The organism is Bordetella sp. BOR01, assembly GCF_019218885.1.
Taxonomy (GTDB): Bacteria; Pseudomonadota; Gammaproteobacteria; order Burkholderiales; family Burkholderiaceae_B; genus Bordetella_A.
On the sequence record NZ_JAHUWT010000001.1, the window covers coordinates 309,631 to 327,136 of the forward strand.

Genomic DNA, 17,506 nt, shown 5'->3' on the forward strand with positions numbered 1-17,506 from the left:
ACGCGCCATGGCTCTCTTACCCGTCCCCGAATCCACCGATGCGCCCGTTCCGCTCTGCGAAATCGACGCCGAACGCCGCTTCGGCGGCCTGGCCCGCCTGTACGGCCCCGATGCGCCGGCCCGGCTGCGCGAGGCCCATGTGGCCGTGGCGGGCCTGGGCGGCGTGGGGTCATGGGCGGCCGAGGCCCTGGCGCGCTGCGGCGTGGGGGCGCTGACGCTGATCGACCTGGACCACATTGCCGAGTCGAACATCAACCGCCAGGTGCACGCCCTGACGCCCACTTTGGGCCAGTCCAAGGTGGACGCCATGGCCGAGCGCATCCTGGCGATCAACCCCGACTGCGTGCTGACCCGGGTCGACGATTTTGTCGAGCCCGGCAATATCCAGCGGGTGCTGCCCGGCTACTACACGGCGCTGGCCGATTGCACCGACCAGGCAGCCGCCAAGATCGCCATGGTGCTGCATGCCCGCCAGCACGGTATTCCTTTGTTGTTGTGTGGGGGCGCCGGTGGCAAGACCGATCCGCTGGCCCTGCGGGCGGGCGACCTGTCGCAGGCGCTCAACGATGCCTTGCTGGCCAAGCTGCGCAACACCCTGCGCCGCCAGCACGGCTTTCCCAAGGCCAGCGATGCGCGCGGCAAGCCGTTGAAGCGCGTGCCGCGCATGGGCGTGCGGGCGCTGTGGTTCGACCAGCCCGCCATCCTGCCGGCGGCCTGGGCGCGCGCCGCCGAAGCCGACGACGACATGGGCGCGGCGGCGCAGGCGGCCGCGCCTCAGGGCCTGTCGTGCGCGGGATACGGTTCGGTGGTGATGGTGACGGCGGCCATGGGCCTGGCCGTGGCCAATGAGGCCGTGCGCCTTGCCCTGGCTCCGCCGGCGCGGCCGGCTGCCTGATCAGCCGGCGGCCAGCAGGTCGAATTCCATGCGGATTTTCTGGAACGGGAATTCCAGCCGCGCGAAATAAACGACCCGGCCATCGAGGCAGGCATAGCGGCGTAATTCCGCCACCGGCGCCGACACCGGGATCTGCAGCGCTTCGGCCGATTCGCGCCCGGCCTCGATCACGTTCAACACCTGGCGCGCCTGCGTGATGCGGCTGCCGTAGAACTGGTCCAGCACCGGCGCCACCGTGCTGGTGCGGATGCGCGAGCGGTGCTTGCGGAACAGGCTGCTGTCCAGATAGACCTCGCTATAGCAGAACGGCCCGGCCTGGGTGACGTGGACCCGGCGCAGATACTGGAAGCCGCCATCGCGGGCCTGGTCGCAGGGCATGCCCAGGTTGTCCGGCAGCGCCATGCCGGCATTCGATTCCATCAGCGACACGGTGCCCAATTGGTTGCTCAGCGCCACGGTTTCGTCCCAGCTCTTGGGGATCAGCAGGGTGGGCGTTTGCGGCAAGGCCTCGTTCACGAACGTGCCCAAGCCGCGCGAACGCCGGATCAGGCCTTCGGTTTCCAGCAGGCCGAACGCCTGGCGCACCGTGGAGCGCGCCACGCCATATTGCTCGACCAGCGCTTCCAGCGGCGGAACTTGCTGGCCCGGCCGCCAACTGCGGCTGTGGATATTGCTGCGGAACACCGCGGCTATCTGCAGGTACAGCGGCTGGGGGCTGCGCGCATAGAGTTTTGCGGCGGGCATGATCAGGGCCTGGTGCCTGCCGGCGCGGCCGCCAGCAGCGCGATGGCCATGTCGCGCAGCTTGTGCTTCTGGATCTTGACCGAATTGGCGCTTTCCACCGACGGAAACGACTGCAGCACATGAAAGCCCGCGGGTACCTTGAAGCCCGCCAGCGCGCGCCGGCAGGCCGCATGCCAGGCGTGCGGGTCGGCCTGGGCACCGGGGTGCAGCAGCACGAAGGCGTAGGGCACGGTCTTGCCCTGGCGGGTGGCGCCCACCACCTGGCAGGCGCGCACGCCGGGCAGCGATTCCACCAGTTGTTCGATTTCGGCCGGGTTCACCAGGAAACCCGCCAGGCGCAGAGAATCGCCCAGGCGCGCCTGGAACACGAATTGCCGTGGTCCGACGCTATAGCCCAGGTCGCCCGTCTTGAAATAGCCATCGGGTGTCAAGGCATCGGCGGTGGCCTGGGGGTTATCGAGATAGCCGCGCATCAGGCTGGGCGTATGGATCTGCAATTCGCCCGATTGCCCGTGCGGCAGCACGGCACCGCTTTGCGGATCGCAGGCGCGTGCCCGTGCCTGCGGATAGATCAGCAGGCCGCCGGCCAGGTAGCGCACCGACACATCGCCTTGCGCGGCATCCAGCGGCTGGGCCGCCACCAGCGCAATCAGTTCGCTGGACCCGTACAGGCCGGTCAGCGGCACGCCATGCGAGGCCGCCAGTTCGAGCAGATTGTCCAGGGCCGGCGCAAAGCTGGCGAAGCCGCACAGGCGCAGCGTAGCGAAATCGCCCGGCTGCCCCGACTGGAACAATTGCGCCAGTGCCTCGTTGTTGGCGAATGCGTGGGTGATGCGGTGGCGGCGGATCGCTTGCGCGGTACGGGCGGTGTCGTACACCGGTTCGCACACCAGCGGCACGCCGCGCGCCAGGGCGCCCACCAGCATGGCAAAGCCGAAAGCGCCGCAGAAGGGCGCGGCGGCCAGGATGCGGGCATCGTCGTCGTAGCCATAGGCTTGCGCGGCGGCATGGCCGTGGCGCAGCAGGGTGCCCTGGTCGTGCAGCACGAACTTGGGCAGCGAGGTGGTGCCCGACGTGGTGAAGCACAGCACTCCCGCGTCATCCGTCGCGCTGGGTTCGACAGCGGCATGGCTGTTCGCCAGTTGCCGCCAGGACAGTACCGGGCGGCCCCGCACCTGCGCCGGCACCGGCGCCGAGTGCGCGGCTTCATCCAGCGCGATGACGCCGCGCAGGGCGTGCAGCGCGCTGTCGGGCACGTCGTCGAGAATGGCTGCGAAGTCGATGCCCTTGAAGGCCGGCCAGTACACCAGCCATTGCGCCCGCCCGCGGCCCAGAATGTCGGCCACTTCGGCGGCCCGAAACCGGGTGTTCACCGCCAGTACCAATGCGCCCAGGTGCGCGCACGCCAGGAACGCCACGACCCATTCGGCGCAGTTGGGCAGCCAGACGGCCACGCGGCTGCCCGGGCCCACGCCCGCCTGCGCCAGCCCCGCGGCCAGGCGGCCGACTGCAGCGTGCAGTTCGGCTGCCGTCAGCGGCTGGTCGCGGTCGAGCACAGCCACGGCATCGGGCTGCCGGCGCGCCAACGCGCCGAGGTGGGCGGCGAAGGTCGACGGGACGGTGTCGGCGGGTGTTGTGGCGGCAGACATTGTTGTGGTTATATATGATTAAAGTACGTATTTAAGTACTTTATTGAAATCCTGCAGTGGAGACAAGCGGGCCTTTCCATTGACGACAAATGTACGAACAAAAGGAGACACCACTATGCGTTCTGCATTGCCGCTGTTTGCCTCGAAGTGCCTGGCCGCCGCCACGCTGGCGCTGGCGCTGGTGCCAGCCGCGCATTCCCGGGCCTATCCGGACCATGCCGTCACGGTGGTGGTGCCCTATCCGCCGGGCGGCGCCGCCGACATCTTCGGGCGCGCCATCGCGCACGCCATGGAGCCCGGCCTGAAGCAGACGGTGCTGGTGGAGAACCGTCCCGGCGCGGGCGGCAATGTCGGCATGGCGCATGTGGCGCGCAGCGCGGCCGATGGCTATACGCTGGGCCTGGGCACGATCGGCACGCAAAGCATCAACCAGTTCCTGTACGCCAGCATGTCATTCGACCCGGCGCAAGACCTGGTGCCGATCGCGCTGGTGTCCACCACGCCCAACGTGCTGGCCGTGCGCACGCAGTCGCCCTACAAGACCCTGGCCGATGTCATCGAAGCGGCCAAGGCCCGCAAAGACAAGAAACTGACCTACGCGTCGCCGGGAGTGGGGTCGTCGGTGCACTTGACCGGCGCCTACTTCGAGGCGGTGGCCGGCATCGAGCTGCTGCATGTGCCCTTCAAGGGCACGTCTGCCTCGTTGCCGGCGGTGGCGGGTGGCCAGGTGGACCTGCTGTTCGACAACCTGCCCGGCGCGCTGGCCCAGATACAAGATGGCTCGCGGGTGCGCGGCATTGCCATTACCTCGCTGCAACGCGACCCGTCGGTGCCGAACTTGCCAACCTTCGATGAGGCCGGCCTGCCTGGCTTCGACGTGACCGCCTGGTTCGCGCTGTACGCCCCGCGCGGCACGCCCGAGCCGGTGGTGCGCGCGCTGATCGATGCCGCGCGCAGCGGCTTGCAGGCCCCGGACCTGGCGCGCCAGTTCGCAGGCATGGGCGCCCGGCCCGGCACTTTGTTCGGCGCCGAGTTGGCGGCCTTCGAGCAGGGCGAGCGCGAGAAATGGGGCGGGCTGATCAAGCAGCGAGGCATCGCGGCAAAATGAACCGTCCCACTGCACTGATTACCGGCGCCAGCCGCGGCATCGGCCGCGCCATTGCCGCGCGCCTGCTGCAAGATGGCTACCAGGTCGTGAACTTCAGCCGCGGCGCGCCGGCCGAGCCGATGCCGGGCGAGACCTTTGTATCGGTGGACCTGGCCAATGCCGAGCACACGCGCCAGGCGGTGGCCGAGCTGGCGGCCCGGCGCCAGGTGCTGCACCTGGTCAACAATGCCGGCATGATCAAGGTGGCCAATATCGAGCAGGTATCGGACCAGGCCCTGCAGGACACGCTGGCGGTGAACCTGGTGGCGCCGTTGCTGTTGTTGCAGGGGTTGCTGCCCGCGATGCGCCAGCAGGGCTATGGCCGCGTGGTCAACATCGGCAGCCGCGCCGCGCTGGGCAAGCCGGGCCGTACCGCCTACGGAGCCAGCAAGGCCGGCCTGGTCGGCATGACGCGCACCTGGGCGCTGGAACTGGCCGCCGCGGGCATCACGGTCAATGCGGTGGCACCCGGCCCGGTGGCCACCGAGTTGTTCAACCAGTCCAATCCCCCCGGCCATCCACGTACCCGCGAGCTGGCCGCCTCGATTCCGGTGGGCCGCATCGGCCGCCCCGACGAAGTGGCGCACGCCGTGGCCATGCTGCTGGATGAACGTGCCGGCTTCATTACTGGCCAGACGCTATACGTGTGCGGTGGCCTGACCGTAGGCGCGGCCTGACCCCGGCGATGTCAGCGCACGCCACCGCGCGAATGGCGATCCAGGCCGCGCACAACCCCCGAACACCGAAAAGCTTCACCCCACCCGCAAGGTCACATCGAACCACCCCCGCAACGCATTCGACACCCTGATGCCGTCCGCCGCGTGCAAATCTTCCAGCGTCAGCACACGCTCATGCGCACGCTCGCTGTTCAGCAGTTCGGCCCGTTGCACGCCGAGCAGGCAACCGCTGTCGGGCGGCGGCGTGTACCACACGCCGCGCAGTTGCAGGTACACATTGGTGCGGCTGCCTTCGCATAATTCGCCGCGCTGGTTCAGGAACAACATGTCGAATACGCCGGGGTGCGCCGCCAGCCAGGCGGTGGCATCGGCATACCAGGGGCGATGGGTGGTCTTGTAGCGCAGCAGGGGTTCGCGTGCGTCCAGCACCTGGTCGGACAGCATGACCTGCTGGCCGGGCGCCAGCGCCGCCAAGGCGGCAGTCTGGATATGGCGGCGGCCCGCGCGATCCAGCAGCAGGCGCAGCCGGTGCGGGCCGGGCGTCACCAGCGACACGGCGGCCATGCGCAAATCGCGTTCGACCGCATTGCCATCGCAGGGGTAGCCCAGCGCGGCGCACGTGGCTTGCAGCCGCGCCAGGTGGCGCGCCAATAGCGGTATCTCGCCTTCGGCATCGACCAGCAAAGTCTCGATCAGCTCGGGGGCCATGGACGGGTTCCGATGAAGTGGGCCGGGCGGCCTACTGCGGCGGCAGCATGGCATCGCGCAGGATGCGGGCTTTCCACAGGCATTCCTGCCATTCCTGTTCCGGATCGGAATCATGCACGATGCCGCCGCCCACACTGTAGACGCCGTGGCCGTGTTTATCCAGTACCAGCGTGCGGATCGCCACATTCAGCGAAAAATCGCCGTCGGGCGCCAGCCAGCCGATCGCTCCGCAATACAGGCCGCGCGGTGCAATCTCGAGCTGGCGGATGCGGCGCATGGCGGCCACCTTGGGCGCGCCGGTGACCGACCCGCACGGGAACAGCGCATGCAGCACCTGGGCCAGGCTGGCCGCCGGGGCATGGGCCGTGACGGTAGAGGTCATGGTCCACACCGTGGGATAGCGTTCCAGCGAGAACAGCGCCGGCACCTGGACTGAACCGGGTTCGGCCAGGCGGCCCAGATCGTTGCGCAGCAGGTCCACGATCATCAGGTTCTCGGCCCGGTTCTTGGAGCTGGCGTGCAGCTCGCGGCCCAGCCGCGCGTCTTCGTCGGGGTTCGGGTGGCGCGGCGCGGTGCCCTTCATGGGCCGCACGGTCAGGCGTGCCCCGTCGCGCCGCACGAATAGTTCGGGCGAGAACGACAGCACCTTGCGCGCGCCGTCGTCGATGCAGGCGCCGTGGGCAACCGGATGGCGTGCGGCAATGCGCCGGTACAGTTGCTGCCAGTCGCCTTGCGCGCGCACGTCCAGCGGCTGGGTGTGGTTCACCTGGTACAGCTCGCCGGCCGCGATCAGCGCGCGTATGTGTTCGACCTGGCGCAGGTAGTCGGCGCGCGCCAGGCGCGGCTGCACCGACAGGATGCGCGCGTCATCGGCATCGGTGCCGGCATTGCCGGCCGGCGCGGCCCAGGGCGGCTCGACGGCCATGCGGCCGAACACCAGGGCGGTCAGGCGCGGCGCGCCCGTATCGGGCCGCGCTATGGCCGGCGCGCCGGTGGGCGGCGGCAAGGTGGTCTCGGGGGCCAGCCATTCGCCCAGTTCGTAGTCCAGCAGCAGGGCGATCCAGCGGCCGGCGCGCCGGGCTGTCTCGATCGCGTCCAGCGCGTCTTTCAATTGGCCGGGCTGGCGCGCCTCGATGCGCTGCAGCGGGTCGAGCAGGCACAGCGCCCGCCCGGCCAGCCGGTCTTCAAAACGGCATTGCATGACGGCCTATCGCTGTTGCGCCAGGAATTCCGCCAGCACGTGCCCGGTGTGCGACTTGCCGTGCAGTTCCATGACGTGTTCGGGCGAGCCCTCGGCCACCAGCTTGCCGCCGCCAGTGCCGCCTTCGGGGCCCAGGTCCAGCAGCCAGTCGGCCTCGGCAATCACGTCCAGGTTGTGCTCGATCACCACCACGGTATTACCCGCCGCCACCAGGCGGTGCAGAACGTGGATGAGCTTTTCCACGTCGGCCATCGACAGGCCCACGGTCGGCTCGTCCAGCACATATAGCGTATGCGGGATGCGCGAGGCGCGGCCGGTGGTGATCACCCCTTCGGTCAGGCGTGCCTTGGACAGTTCGGTGACCAGCTTGATGCGCTGGGCCTCGCCGCCGGACAGGGTGGGCGAGGGCTGGCCCAGCGTCAGGTAGCCCAGGCCGACGTCTTGCATCAGTTGCAGGGGGCGGTGGATCTTGGGGTGCGCCGTGAAGTATCCCAGCGCATCGTCGACTTCCATGCTCAGCAGTTCGCCGGCGTTCTTGCCGCGCATCTGCACCGACAGCGTGTCGCTGTTGAAGCGCGCGCCATTGCAGGCGTCGCACGGCACCTTCACGTCGGGCAGGAAGCTCATCTCGATGGTGCGCATGCCCTGGCCTTCGCAGATGGGGCAGCGGCCATCGCCGGTGTTGAACGAAAAGCGCGCCGCGCTCCAGCCGCGCATGCGCGCTTCGCGCGTGTCGGCGAACTGGCGGCGCACGTCATCCCAGAATCCGATGTAGGTGGCCGGGCACGAGCGCGGCGTCTTGCCGATGGGGGTCTGGTCGACTTCCAGCACGCGGTCGATGGCTTGCCAGCCGGTGATCTGCTCGCAGCCGTTCCAGCGGGGGGCCTTGCCCTGCGACACCGCCTGCAGCAGATTGTCGAGCAGCACCTCGCGCGCCAGGGTCGATTTGCCCGAGCCGGAAACGCCCGTCACCACGCTCAGGCGGCCCACCGGGATGCGTGCGTCGACCTGGCGCAGGTTGTGCAGCCGCGCGCCGCGGATCTGGATCATGGGCGTGTCGTCCAGCACCGGGCGGCGTCCTTGCAGCGGATGCGCCAGCGGCTTGGCCAAGTAGCGGCCGGTAACCGATTCGGGGGTGTCCATCAGGTCCTGGGCGCTGCCCTGCGCCACTACGCGCCCACCGCGCACGCCTGCGCCCGGGCCGATATCGATGATGTGCGATGCGCGCCGGATGGTGTCGTCGTCGTGTTCCACCACCACCAGGGTGTTGCCGTTGCCTTCCAGGCGGGCCAGTGCGTCCAGCAGGATGCGGTTGTCGCGCGGGTGCAGGCCGATGGTGGGTTCGTCCAGCACGTAGCAGACGCCTTGCAGGTTCGAGCCCAGTTGCGCGGCCAGGCGGATGCGCTGCGCTTCGCCCCCCGACAGGGTGGGGGCAGCGCGGTCCAGCGCCAGGTAGTCCAGTCCGACTTCTTTCATGAAGTTCAGGCGCCCGCGGATTTCCGTCAGGATGTCGCGCGCGATTTCGCCTTCGCGACCGCGTGCCACCAGCCCGGTGAAGAAGGTGTGGGCCTCGGACACCGGCATGGCCGCCAGCTCGGCAATCGAACGGTCGCGCCAGCGCACGGCGCGCGCCACGCGGTTCAGGCGCTGCCCATCGCAAACCGTGCAAGTGCCGGCCTCGCCTTCGTAGCTTGCATTCCAGGCGCTTTCTTCGCCGGTTTGCTCGGCGTCGAAATCCTGCAATTGCAGGCCGGTGCCGAAGCAGCCCGTGCACCAGCCGTGCTTCGAGTTGTACGAGAACAGGCGTGGGTCGGGCTCGGGAAAGCTGGTGCCGCACGAGGGGCAGGCGCGCTTGACCGAGAAATGCTGCTGCTGCAGTTCGCTGTCCAGCGCCTCGTGCAGCTTGTCGACCGGCCACACCATGCTCAATACGCCCTGGCCGTGTTCCAGTGCGCTTTTCACGGCCTGGCGCAGCGCCGCTTCGTTGTCGGGGTCGACCACCAGGTCGGCCACCGGCAGTTCGATGGTGTGCTCTTTATAGCGGTCCAGGCGCGGCCAGGGGCTGACGGGAATGAACGCGCCATCGACCCGCAGATGGCTATGGCCCTTGGCGCCGGCCCACTTGGCCAGGTCGGTGTAGTAGCCCTTGCGTGCGGTCACCAGGGGCGCCAGCAGGCCGATGTGCTGGCCCTTGTAGTCGCGCAGCAGGCGCGCCACGATCTGGTCGGCGTTCTGCGGTTCTACCGCCACCTGGCAGTCGGGGCAATACTGCGTGCCCAGCTTGACGTACAGCAGCCGCAGGAAGTGATGGATTTCCGTCATGGTGGCCACGGTCGACTTGCGGCCGCCGCGGCTGGTGCGCTGCTCGATGGCTACCGTGGGCGGTATGCCGAAGATGGCATCCACGTCGGGCTTGCCGGCCGGTTGCACAATGGCGCGCGCATAGGCGTTCAGCGATTCCAGGTAGCGCCGTTGCCCTTCGTTGAACAGGATGTCGAACGCCAGCGTCGACTTGCCCGAGCCCGACACGCCGGTAATCACCGTGAACTTGTTGTGGGGGATCTCGACGTTGACGTTCTTCAGGTTGTGCTCGCGCGCATTGCGGATCTCGATGGCGCGCGATTCGCGCCGGCGCCGCATCACGGATTGCAGCGGCGTGCCCGCGTCGCCGCCATAGGCCGCCACCGGTTCGGCCAGCACCGGCGTCAGGCCGGCCTGCTCGGCGATCTGCGCATCGGCATCGCTGCTTACCGTCACATCGCCGGGCAGCACGCTGATAGCGTAATCGCGCAGCGCGGCGCCGGTATGCGAACGCGGGTTATCCATCAGGTCTTGCGGCGTGCCCACGCCCATGACCAGGCCGCCGGCGTCGCCGCCTTCGGGGCCCAGGTCGATCAGCCAGTCGGCCGCGCGGATCACGTCCAGGTTGTGCTCGATCACCAGCAGCGTGTGGCCAGCCGCCAGCAGCTTGCGGAAGGCGCGCATCAGGCGCGCCACGTCATCGAAATGCAGGCCGGTGGTGGGCTCGTCGAACAGGAACAGGCTGCCTTTCTTGGCAACCTTGGCGGTCGAGATGCCGCTGCGCGCCGCTTCGGCCAGGTGGCCCGCCAGCTTCAGACGCTGCGCCTCGCCGCCCGACAGGGTCGGCACCGGCTGGCCCAGCCGCACATATTCCAGGCCGACGTCGGCCAGCGGCGCCAGGCCGGTCTGCACGTCGCGCAGCCCCTTGAAGAAGTCCAGCGCCTCGCTGACGGTCATGGCCAGCACCTGGTCGATCGAGGCGCTCTTGCCCAGGTGCTCGACGCGTACTTCCAGCACTTCGGGCCGGAAGCGCCGTCCATCGCAATCGGGGCAACGCAGGTACACGTCGGACAGGAACTGCATTTCCACGTGCTCGAAACCGGTTCCGCCGCAGGTGGGGCAGCGCCCGTCGCCGCTATTGAAGCTGAAGGTGCCGGCGGTATAGCCGCGTTCCTTGGCCACAGGCGCCTGTGCGAACAGCTTGCGGATGGCGTCGAAGGCTCCTACGTAACTGGCCGGGTTCGAGCGCGCGGTCTTGCCGATGGGCGTCTGGTCCACCATGACCACGTCGGCAATCTGTTCGGCACCCAGCAGGCGGTCGAAGGCGCCGGGCGACTCGGACGGCTTGCCCTGATGCTTGAGCAGGGCGGGATACAGCACGTCTTGTACCAGGGTCGATTTGCCCGAACCCGATACGCCGGTCACGCATACCAGGCGCCCCAGCGGCAGTTCGACCGACACATTGCGCAGGTTGTGCGCGGTGGCGCCTTCCAGCACCAGGCGTGGCGTATTGGCCGCCACCGGCATGGGACGGGGCGCCTCGACGCGCTGGCGTCCGCCCAGGTAGTCTCCGGTAAGCGTGGGCGAGGCACGCAGTTGCGCCGGCGTGCCGTCGAACACGATGTATCCGCCGCGTTCGCCGGGGCCGGGGCCAATGTCGATGATGCGGTCGGCGGCCACCATGACTTGCGGGTCGTGTTCCACCACCACCAGCGTATTGCCCGCGTTGCGCAGCCGGTGCATGACTTCGACCACGCGATGCATGTCGCGAGGGTGCAGGCCGATGGAAGGCTCGTCCAGCACGAACAGCGTATTCACCAGCGAGGTGCCCAGCGCCGTGGTCAGGTTGATGCGCTGTACTTCGCCGCCGGACAGGGTGCGGCTTTGGCGATCGAGCGTCAGGTAGCCCAGGCCCACGTCGCACAGGAACTTCAGGCGCGCGCGGACCTCGGTCATCAGCAGGTCGGTGGCGGCATCGAGCGCGCCGCTGAACGACAGCGTGTCGAAGAACGTGCGCACGCGCTCGATGGGCAGCAGCATCACGTCGTGGATCGACAGGCCGTCCAGCGAATCCAGCAGTTCGCGGCTCCAGTTTGTGCCGGCGGGCATGAAGCGCGCGTAGCGTTCGTCGCCGGGCGGCAGCACGCGGTCGGCCTCGGCCTTGGTGCCCAGGCGCCACAGCAGCGCATCGGGCTTCAGCCGCGCGCCATGGCAGGTGGGGCAGGGGGTATAGCTGCGGTACTTGGACAGCAGCACGCGCACGTGCATTTTGTAGGCCCGGCTTTCCAGCCACGCGAAGAACCGATGCACCCCGTACCACTGGGTTTTCCAGGCGTTGTTGCCGCCTTTCCAGTCGGGGTCGCCGTGCAGCACCCAGTGGCGCTGCGCGTCGCTCATGGCTTTCCAGGGCACCGACATGGGAATGCCGGCCCGCGGCGCGTACTTGGCCATGTCGTCCTGGCATTCCTTGAACGAAGGTGTCTGCCAGGGCTTGATGGCGCCTTCGCGCAGCGTCTTGTTTTCGTCGGGAATGACCAGGCCGTAGTCGATGCCGATCACGCGGCCGAAGCCGCGGCACGCCTCGCAGGCACCCAGCGGCGAATTGAACGAAAAGCTGCTGGGCAGCGGATCGGTGTATTCGATGTCGCAGTCGGCGCAGTGCAGGCGGTCGCTGTATTTCCAGGCTTGCGCGTCGGCGCCGTCGTCATCCAGCACGTGCACCGCCATATGCCCGCCGCCCATGCGCAGCGCGGTATCCAGCGCTTCCATCACGCGCTCGCGTTCGGCACTGGAATGGCGAAAGCGGTCTTGCACCACGTGCAGGATGCGCCGTTCGCCTTCGCTGGCGGCAGTCTTGACCTTGGCCTTGCGCGCGCCCTTGCCGCGGGCCGCCGGCGTGCGCGCGCGGCCGGTTTCTTCCTTGTGTACGCGCGTGTAGCCTTGCTGCTCCAGAAAGCCGCGCACTTCTTCTTCAGTGAAGTTGGCAGGCACCGCGATGGGAAAGGTCACCACCAGGCGCGGGTCGCCGGCCGCCGGCGCGCGCAGCGCCAGCGAGGCGGCAATGGAATCGGGCGTGTCGCGCCGTACTTCCTTGCCGCAGCCACGGCAATACAGCCTGGCGCCGCGTGCGAACAGCAGCTTCAGGTGGTCGTTCAGCTCGGTCATGGTGCCGACCGTGCTGCGCGAGCTGCGTACCGGGTTGGTCTGGTCGATGGCAATGGCCGGCAGGATGCCTTCGATGCGATCGACCTGCGGTTTGTCCATGCGGTCCAGGAACTGGCGCGCATAGGGCGAGAACGTTTCAACGTAGCGACGCTGGCCTTCGGCGTATAGCGTATCGAACGCCAGCGAACTCTTGCCCGATCCCGACACGCCGGTGATGACGACCAGTTCGCCCGTGGCGAGAGTCAGATCCAGGTTTTTCAGATTGTTCTGGCGTGCGCCGACGATGCGAATGTGGGAGCTCATGACGGAGGGGGTCGTAGCGTGGACGGGGGGCGATGACGAGGGGAATAAGCCGAAGGCGACAGGATATCGCTGAAAATATCTGTATATATAAACAGTATCTCAGATTACCGGAAATATCGGTAGCGCCCATCGACAGCGGCCTTGGCGCCGTAGATAATGCCTACATTGTGAATTTGATGTCCATAATGTGGTCATTAACCGGGGTTCGCTGCGTAGCCATGGCGTGGATAATGCAAGAAAAACGCGGCCGGCATGCGCGCGCTGCCCGCCGGCGATCCCTGAATCCTACTGCGAGACTTCCATGAGCCCTCCATCCGCTTCTGCCACGATGTCCCGCCTGCTTGCCGAGCGCGTCGTACCCGTGCTGCGCTATGCCGATGCCGCCACCGCCGGCTATGCGGCCGAGGTCGCGGTGCAGGCCGGGTGCGCCACGCTGGAACTGACCTGGACCATTCCTGGCGTCACCGACCTGGTGCGAGCATTGCGCGACAAGCATGGCGACGCGCTGACGCTGGGCGTGGGCACTGTGCTCGACGAAACCCAGGCGCGCGACGCCCTGGTCGCCGGCGCCGATTTCCTGGTGGCGCCCGGCCTGGTGCCCGGGATTGCCGACATGGCGCACGCGGCTGGTGCGCTGTGCCTGCTGGGCGCGTTCACGCCCAGCGAAGTATTGGCCGCGCGCAGTGCCGGGGCCGACATCGTGAAAATCTTCCCGGCCGACACCGGCGGCCCGCGCCACCTGGCGGCCCTGAAGTCGGTGTTTCCCGAGACGGTGCTGTGCCCCACCGGCGGCGTCACGCAGCAGAACATGGGCGAATACTTTGCCGCCGGGGCCGGCCTGGTGGGCATCGGCAGCAATCTTTACGACAAGGCCGCCTTCGCGGCACGCGATACGGCCGCGCTGGTGCGCCAGATCGTCCAGACCCGCGAGGCCGCCCATGGCTGATTTCGATGTGGTAGGCCTGGGCGAGCCGTTGATCGAGTTCAACCAGACTCGTGCTGGCGACCGGCAGTATCTGCAAGGATTTGGCGGCGACACATCGAATGCCGTGATCGCCGCCGCCCGGCAGGGTGCGCGTTGCGCCTACCTGACCCGCGTGGGCGGCGATGCGTTCGGCGAACAGTTGCTGCAATTGCTGCGCGACGAGCAGGTCGAGACGGCCGGCGTGCGTGTCGATCCCGACGCCCATACCGGCGTGTATTTCGTGCAGCATGGCCCCGATGGGCATGTGTTCAGCTATCTGCGCCGCGATTCCGCCGCCAGCCGCATGCAGCCGTCCGACCTGGACAGCGGCCTGCTGGAACGCAGCCGCTACCTGCATGTCTCGGGCATCAGCCTGGCCATCAGCGCCAGCGCCTGCGATACGGTGTTTGCCGCCATGGCGCGCACGCGCCAGGCTGGCGGGCAGGTCAGCCTGGATTCCAACCTGCGGCTGAGCCTGTGGCCGGTGACACGGGCGCGGGCCATCCTGCGCGAGGCGCTGGCCGTGGCCGACCTGTTCCTGCCCAGCATGGACGACCTGCGCCACCTGACCGGCCATGACGACCCGCAGCGCACGCTCGATTGGATCCGCGCCGCCGGCGCGCCTGGCGTGGTGGTGCTGAAGCTGGGTAAAGACGGGGCGCTGGTCGACGACGGCCACAGCCGCACGCCAGTGCCCGGCCTGCGGGTGCAGGCGGTTGACGCCACGGGCGCGGGCGACTGTTTTGCCGGCAACCTGCTGGCGCGCCGTTGCGCCGGCGACGATTGGCTGGCGGCCGTGCGCTACGCCAATACGGCGGCCGCCCTGTCTACCACGGGGTACGGGGCAGTCGATCCTTTGCCGCGCCCGGACGCTGTGCGGGCCCGCCTGGATGCTCAGTAGCTGCTGCTGGCCGGCATTGTCCGGTTGGCGTGCTTGGGTCGCCTCGCATTGGAAGAGTCCAACCCGTGCTCATGAGGTGAAGGCCTCAAACTGTTTTTGCTTGCGAACGGCCTGAATTGGTACAGGTGCCGTTCCGCGCCGCCCGGGGGCAGGCGGGGGGCGGCGCACGTGCGTCGGGCTCGGGCGCATCCAGGCGCCCTCGGTCTGCTGCGCAGACTGCCCCGCCGCCCAACGCGCCGCCCCCCGCCTGCCCCCGGGCGGCGCGGAACGGATCAGTACGCAAACTCCCCCCAACCCAATCCTGCTTTCCGTTGCCACAAAGTCCTCAGTTGGCGACCATGGCGATTTCGGGCTAAAATGCCGGGTTACCCCATTTTTTGCCACCAGCCTGTGGCCCCCCGAGATGCGTCCTTGCATGCCGGACACATCGGGCGAGGGGCGGGTTTGGGGGTTGGACACCATCGAACCTTACCGGAGAACCATCATGGCTGAGCGCAAACGCGTGCGTCGCAACACCCTGGAACGCCGTTGCCTGGGCAAGGCTTTCAAGCGCTTGTTCGTCAAATCGCCCAAGGGCGTTTTCAAGATGCTGGAAAAGATCAAGCGCGCGTAATATTTGCGCGCTTGATGCGAAAGAACCGCCGGCCCGCCCGGCGGTTTTTTTTCGCCTGTGCCTGCCTGTCCGCTTTATTGCACTGCGGCCAGGTGAGCCCGGCCCACCACCGTCTTCCAGCGGTCGACTTCGGCCTGCACGAAACTGCCCAGTTCTTGCGGCGTACTGGACTGCACTTCGGCACCCTGTTCGCGAAATTTCCCGATGACGCCCGGATCGCGCAGCGCCGTGTTCAGCGCCTGATTCAACTGTGCCACGATGGCCGGGTCGGTGCCGGCGGGAGCGAACAACGCATACCACTGCGGCACGCTGACGTCCGGCACGCCCAGTTCGGCCAGCGTGGGAACCTCTTTCAGTGCCTCGGCGCGGTGCTCGCCCGCCAGCGCCAGTGCCTTGACCTTGCCCGATTCCAGGTGCGGATAGGCGCTGAACAGGCTTGGGAACATCACCTGGGTAACGCCCGCCAGCGTATCGGTCATGGCGGGTGCCGACCCCTTGTAGGGCACGTGCAGCATATCGATGCCGGTACGCAGCTTGAACAGCTCGGCCGCCACGTGCGGCGCCGTGCCCAGGCCGGCCGACGCATAGCTCAGGCTCTCGGAGTCTTTGCGTGCCTGGGCGATCAGCGCTTGCACCGAATCGATGTGCGCGCTGCTGGACACCACCAGCAGCGTCGGCGAAGACGCCACCATGCCGATCGGCTGGAAATCGGCTACCGGGTCGTAGCGCAGGTGCTGCAGGGCCGGGTTGATGCCATGCGTGGCAATGTAGCCCAGCATGATGGTGTAGCCGTCATGCGCGGCCTGGGCCACGTATTCGCAGGCGATCGCGCCCTGGGCGCCGGCCTTGTTCACCACGATGATGGGCTGCCCCAGCGCCGCGCCCATTTTCTCGCCCACCACGCGGGCCAGCGTATCGTTGCCGCCGCCCGGGGCCGTGGGTACCACCAGGGTGATGGGTCGTTGCGGCCAGGCGGCCTGCGCGCCACCCGCGGCACAGGCGCAGGCCAGCACGGCACAGGCGCGCGCCGCAAGCGATCGGATATGGGAAAGAGTGGGCATGGCTGTCTCCAGTGAGTTTCTTCGATATGCCAGGCGGCGCCGCCCGGGCGCTGCCCTTCGGTCTCAGAATAGTTCGGCGGGCACGTAAAGGCTGCCGTCCATGATCTTGCGGGCCGTGCGGATCAGGCTGGCTGCCCGCACGCAGCCGGCGGCCGGGGCGGCATCGATCTCGATGTCGATCTCGATGCGGCCGGCCGGGTGCGCCACGGCGATGCGATGCCTGCCGGGCGGACGTGCCGCCGCGGCGGTGCAGGCCACCGTGCCGGGCGTGACGAACGCCGTGGCCACGCCGATGGCGCCGGTCACGGCGTGCGAACGGTGGCAACTGGCCGGCGTGAAATACCGCGACGTCACTTCATCGGGCAGGTCGCCCGGGCTGACCAGCACCGGCTTGGGCACGACACTGTGCGTGACGTCACCCAGTCCCATGCGCAGCGCCGCTTGCCGGCGCAGCGATTCCAGCCTGGCCAGCAGGCGGGCGTCGCCATCCAGCGCGGCCGGCGTCTCGTCGCCGCGCAAACCCAGCGCAGCCGCGGCAACCACGACCAGCGGCATGGCCGCGTCTATACAGGTGACCCAGACACCATCGATCAAGTCGCGCGGCTGGCCGGTGGGAAACAGCCGCCCCGAGGTCTTGCCCCAGGCATCGACGAAGTTCAGCCGGATCGGTGCGCCGGTGCCGCTGACACCGTCGATGCGCGCATCGCCCTCGTACTCGGGACGGCCATCGGGGGTCTGCACGGTGGCGTCTATGGTGGATCGCGTATTGACGTTGAAGATGCGCACCCGCGTCTCGCCCGGCCGGCCGGCCACCAGGCCCTGGTCGATGGCGAAGGGGGCCACGCCCGACAGCATGTTGCCGCAATTGGGGCGCGTGTCGACGGCGGCACGGTCTACGCTGACTTGCGCAAACAAGTAGTCCACGTCGCAGCCGGGGCGGCGTGATGGCGACACGATGGCGACCTTGCTGGTCAGCGTGTGGCCGCCCCCCAGGCCGTCGACCTGTAGTTCATGGGGCGAGCCCATGGCGCACAGCAGCACACGGTCGCGCCGCGCCGGGTCGGGCGGCAGCCAGTCGGCACGGAAGAAGGGGCCGCGCGAAGTGCCGCCGCGCATCAAGACGCAAGGAATGGTTTTCAGCATGGCTGGCATCTTCAAACAAATGCCATAATCCGTG

General features: G+C 68.1%; 13 protein-coding genes. 6 read left to right on the forward strand and 7 right to left on the reverse strand.

The window, feature by feature from the left end; translation table 11 throughout:
• The first annotated feature begins 7 nt into the window (after window positions 1-7).
• Complete coding sequence (locus tag KW845_RS01445) at window positions 8-895, forward strand: ThiF family adenylyltransferase (protein ID WP_218367404.1); 888 nt, start codon at window positions 8-10, stop codon at window positions 893-895.
• Here the strand turns inward: KW845_RS01445 and KW845_RS01450 are convergent, their stop codons facing one another.
• Window positions 896-1,639, reverse strand: coding sequence for a GntR family transcriptional regulator (locus KW845_RS01450; RefSeq protein WP_218367405.1), 744 nt, complete (start codon window positions 1,637-1,639; stop codon window positions 896-898).
• A gap of 2 nt (window positions 1,640-1,641) precedes the next feature.
• A complete protein-coding gene (locus tag KW845_RS01455) occupies window positions 1,642-3,288 on the reverse strand; it encodes an AMP-binding protein (RefSeq protein ID WP_218367406.1) in 1,647 nt (548 codons plus the stop codon).
• Window positions 3,289-3,403: 115 nt separating this feature from the next.
• On the opposite strand from KW845_RS01455, the gene KW845_RS01460 reads away from it, so the two are divergent.
• Window positions 3,404-4,396: a tripartite tricarboxylate transporter substrate binding protein gene (locus tag KW845_RS01460; RefSeq protein WP_255592310.1), complete on the forward strand. Its 993-nt coding sequence runs from the start codon at window positions 3,404-3,406 to the stop codon at window positions 4,394-4,396.
• On the forward strand, window positions 4,393-5,112 hold the full coding sequence (locus KW845_RS01465) for an SDR family oxidoreductase (protein WP_218367407.1): 720 nt from the start codon (window positions 4,393-4,395) through the stop codon (window positions 5,110-5,112). Before KW845_RS01460 ends, KW845_RS01465 begins: the two co-directional genes overlap by 4 nt.
• A 75-nt stretch (window positions 5,113-5,187) precedes the next feature.
• On the opposite strand, the gene KW845_RS01470 is transcribed toward KW845_RS01465, so the two are convergent.
• Genes KW845_RS01470 through uvrA form a run of 3 tightly spaced genes read right to left on the reverse strand, consistent with a single transcriptional unit; the run spans window position 5,188 to window position 12,790 of the window.
• Window positions 5,188-5,820: an aminotransferase class IV family protein gene (locus KW845_RS01470; RefSeq protein ID WP_218367408.1), complete on the reverse strand. Its 633-nt coding sequence runs from the start codon at window positions 5,818-5,820 to the stop codon at window positions 5,188-5,190.
• A 31-nt stretch (window positions 5,821-5,851) separates the two neighbouring features.
• Window positions 5,852-7,021 carry an aminodeoxychorismate synthase component I gene (locus KW845_RS01475; RefSeq protein ID WP_218367409.1) on the reverse strand — a complete coding sequence of 390 codons (1,170 nt, stop codon included), beginning with the start codon at window positions 7,019-7,021 and terminating at the stop codon, window positions 5,852-5,854.
• 6 nt (window positions 7,022-7,027) lie between these two features.
• Window positions 7,028-12,790 (reverse strand): excinuclease ABC subunit UvrA, encoded by a 5,763-nt coding sequence (gene uvrA, locus KW845_RS01480; protein ID WP_218367410.1) that lies wholly within the window; start codon window positions 12,788-12,790, stop codon window positions 7,028-7,030.
• Window positions 12,791-13,091: 301 nt separating this feature from the next.
• Here uvrA and KW845_RS01485 point away from each other — a divergent pair, with 301 nt between their 5' ends.
• From KW845_RS01485 to KW845_RS29400, 3 genes are all read left to right on the forward strand, one after another.
• Window positions 13,092-13,736 carry a bifunctional 4-hydroxy-2-oxoglutarate aldolase/2-dehydro-3-deoxy-phosphogluconate aldolase gene (locus KW845_RS01485; RefSeq protein ID WP_218367411.1) on the forward strand — a complete coding sequence of 215 codons (645 nt, stop codon included), beginning with the start codon at window positions 13,092-13,094 and terminating at the stop codon, window positions 13,734-13,736.
• A complete protein-coding gene (locus KW845_RS01490; protein WP_218367412.1) occupies window positions 13,729-14,655 on the forward strand; it encodes a sugar kinase in 927 nt (308 codons plus the stop codon). Before KW845_RS01485 ends, KW845_RS01490 begins: the two co-directional genes overlap by 8 nt.
• 484 nt (window positions 14,656-15,139) lie before the next feature.
• Window positions 15,140-15,268: a hypothetical protein gene (locus KW845_RS29400; RefSeq protein WP_255592312.1), complete on the forward strand. Its 129-nt coding sequence runs from the start codon at window positions 15,140-15,142 to the stop codon at window positions 15,266-15,268.
• 74 nt (window positions 15,269-15,342) lie between these two features.
• Here the strand turns inward: KW845_RS29400 and KW845_RS01495 are convergent, their stop codons facing one another.
• Window positions 15,343-16,329, reverse strand: a complete 987-nt coding sequence (locus tag KW845_RS01495) for a tripartite tricarboxylate transporter substrate binding protein (protein ID WP_218367413.1) — start codon at window positions 16,327-16,329, stop codon at window positions 15,343-15,345.
• A gap of 63 nt (window positions 16,330-16,392) precedes the next feature.
• Window positions 16,393-17,472, reverse strand: coding sequence for a 4-oxalomesaconate tautomerase (locus KW845_RS01500; protein WP_218367414.1), 1,080 nt, complete (start codon window positions 17,470-17,472; stop codon window positions 16,393-16,395).
• Between the last annotated feature and the right edge of the window lie 34 nt (window positions 17,473-17,506).

Bases quoted from the DNA above. Each gene is read 5' to 3' on its own strand.
- KW845_RS01445 (WP_218367404.1), top strand. From the start codon at position 8: ATGGCTCTCTTACCCGTCCCCGAATCCACCGATGCGCCCGTTCCGCTC.
- KW845_RS01450 (WP_218367405.1), bottom strand. From the start codon at position 1,639: ATGCCCGCCGCAAAACTCTATGCGCGCAGCCCCCAGCCGCTGTACCTG.
- KW845_RS01455 (WP_218367406.1), bottom strand. From the start codon at position 3,288: ATGTCTGCCGCCACAACACCCGCCGACACCGTCCCGTCGACCTTCGCC.
- KW845_RS01460 (WP_255592310.1), top strand. From the start codon at position 3,404: ATGCGTTCTGCATTGCCGCTGTTTGCCTCGAAGTGCCTGGCCGCCGCC.
- KW845_RS01465 (WP_218367407.1), top strand. From the start codon at position 4,393: ATGAACCGTCCCACTGCACTGATTACCGGCGCCAGCCGCGGCATCGGC.
- KW845_RS01470 (WP_218367408.1), bottom strand. From the start codon at position 5,820: ATGGCCCCCGAGCTGATCGAGACTTTGCTGGTCGATGCCGAAGGCGAG.
- KW845_RS01475 (WP_218367409.1), bottom strand. From the start codon at position 7,021: ATGCAATGCCGTTTTGAAGACCGGCTGGCCGGGCGGGCGCTGTGCCTG.
- uvrA (WP_218367410.1), bottom strand. From the start codon at position 12,790: ATGAGCTCCCACATTCGCATCGTCGGCGCACGCCAGAACAATCTGAAA.
- KW845_RS01485 (WP_218367411.1), top strand. From the start codon at position 13,092: ATGAGCCCTCCATCCGCTTCTGCCACGATGTCCCGCCTGCTTGCCGAG.
- KW845_RS01490 (WP_218367412.1), top strand. From the start codon at position 13,729: ATGGCTGATTTCGATGTGGTAGGCCTGGGCGAGCCGTTGATCGAGTTC.
- KW845_RS29400 (WP_255592312.1), top strand. From the start codon at position 15,140: ATGGCTGAGCGCAAACGCGTGCGTCGCAACACCCTGGAACGCCGTTGC.
- KW845_RS01495 (WP_218367413.1), bottom strand. From the start codon at position 16,329: ATGCCCACTCTTTCCCATATCCGATCGCTTGCGGCGCGCGCCTGTGCC.
- KW845_RS01500 (WP_218367414.1), bottom strand. From the start codon at position 17,472: ATGCTGAAAACCATTCCTTGCGTCTTGATGCGCGGCGGCACTTCGCGC.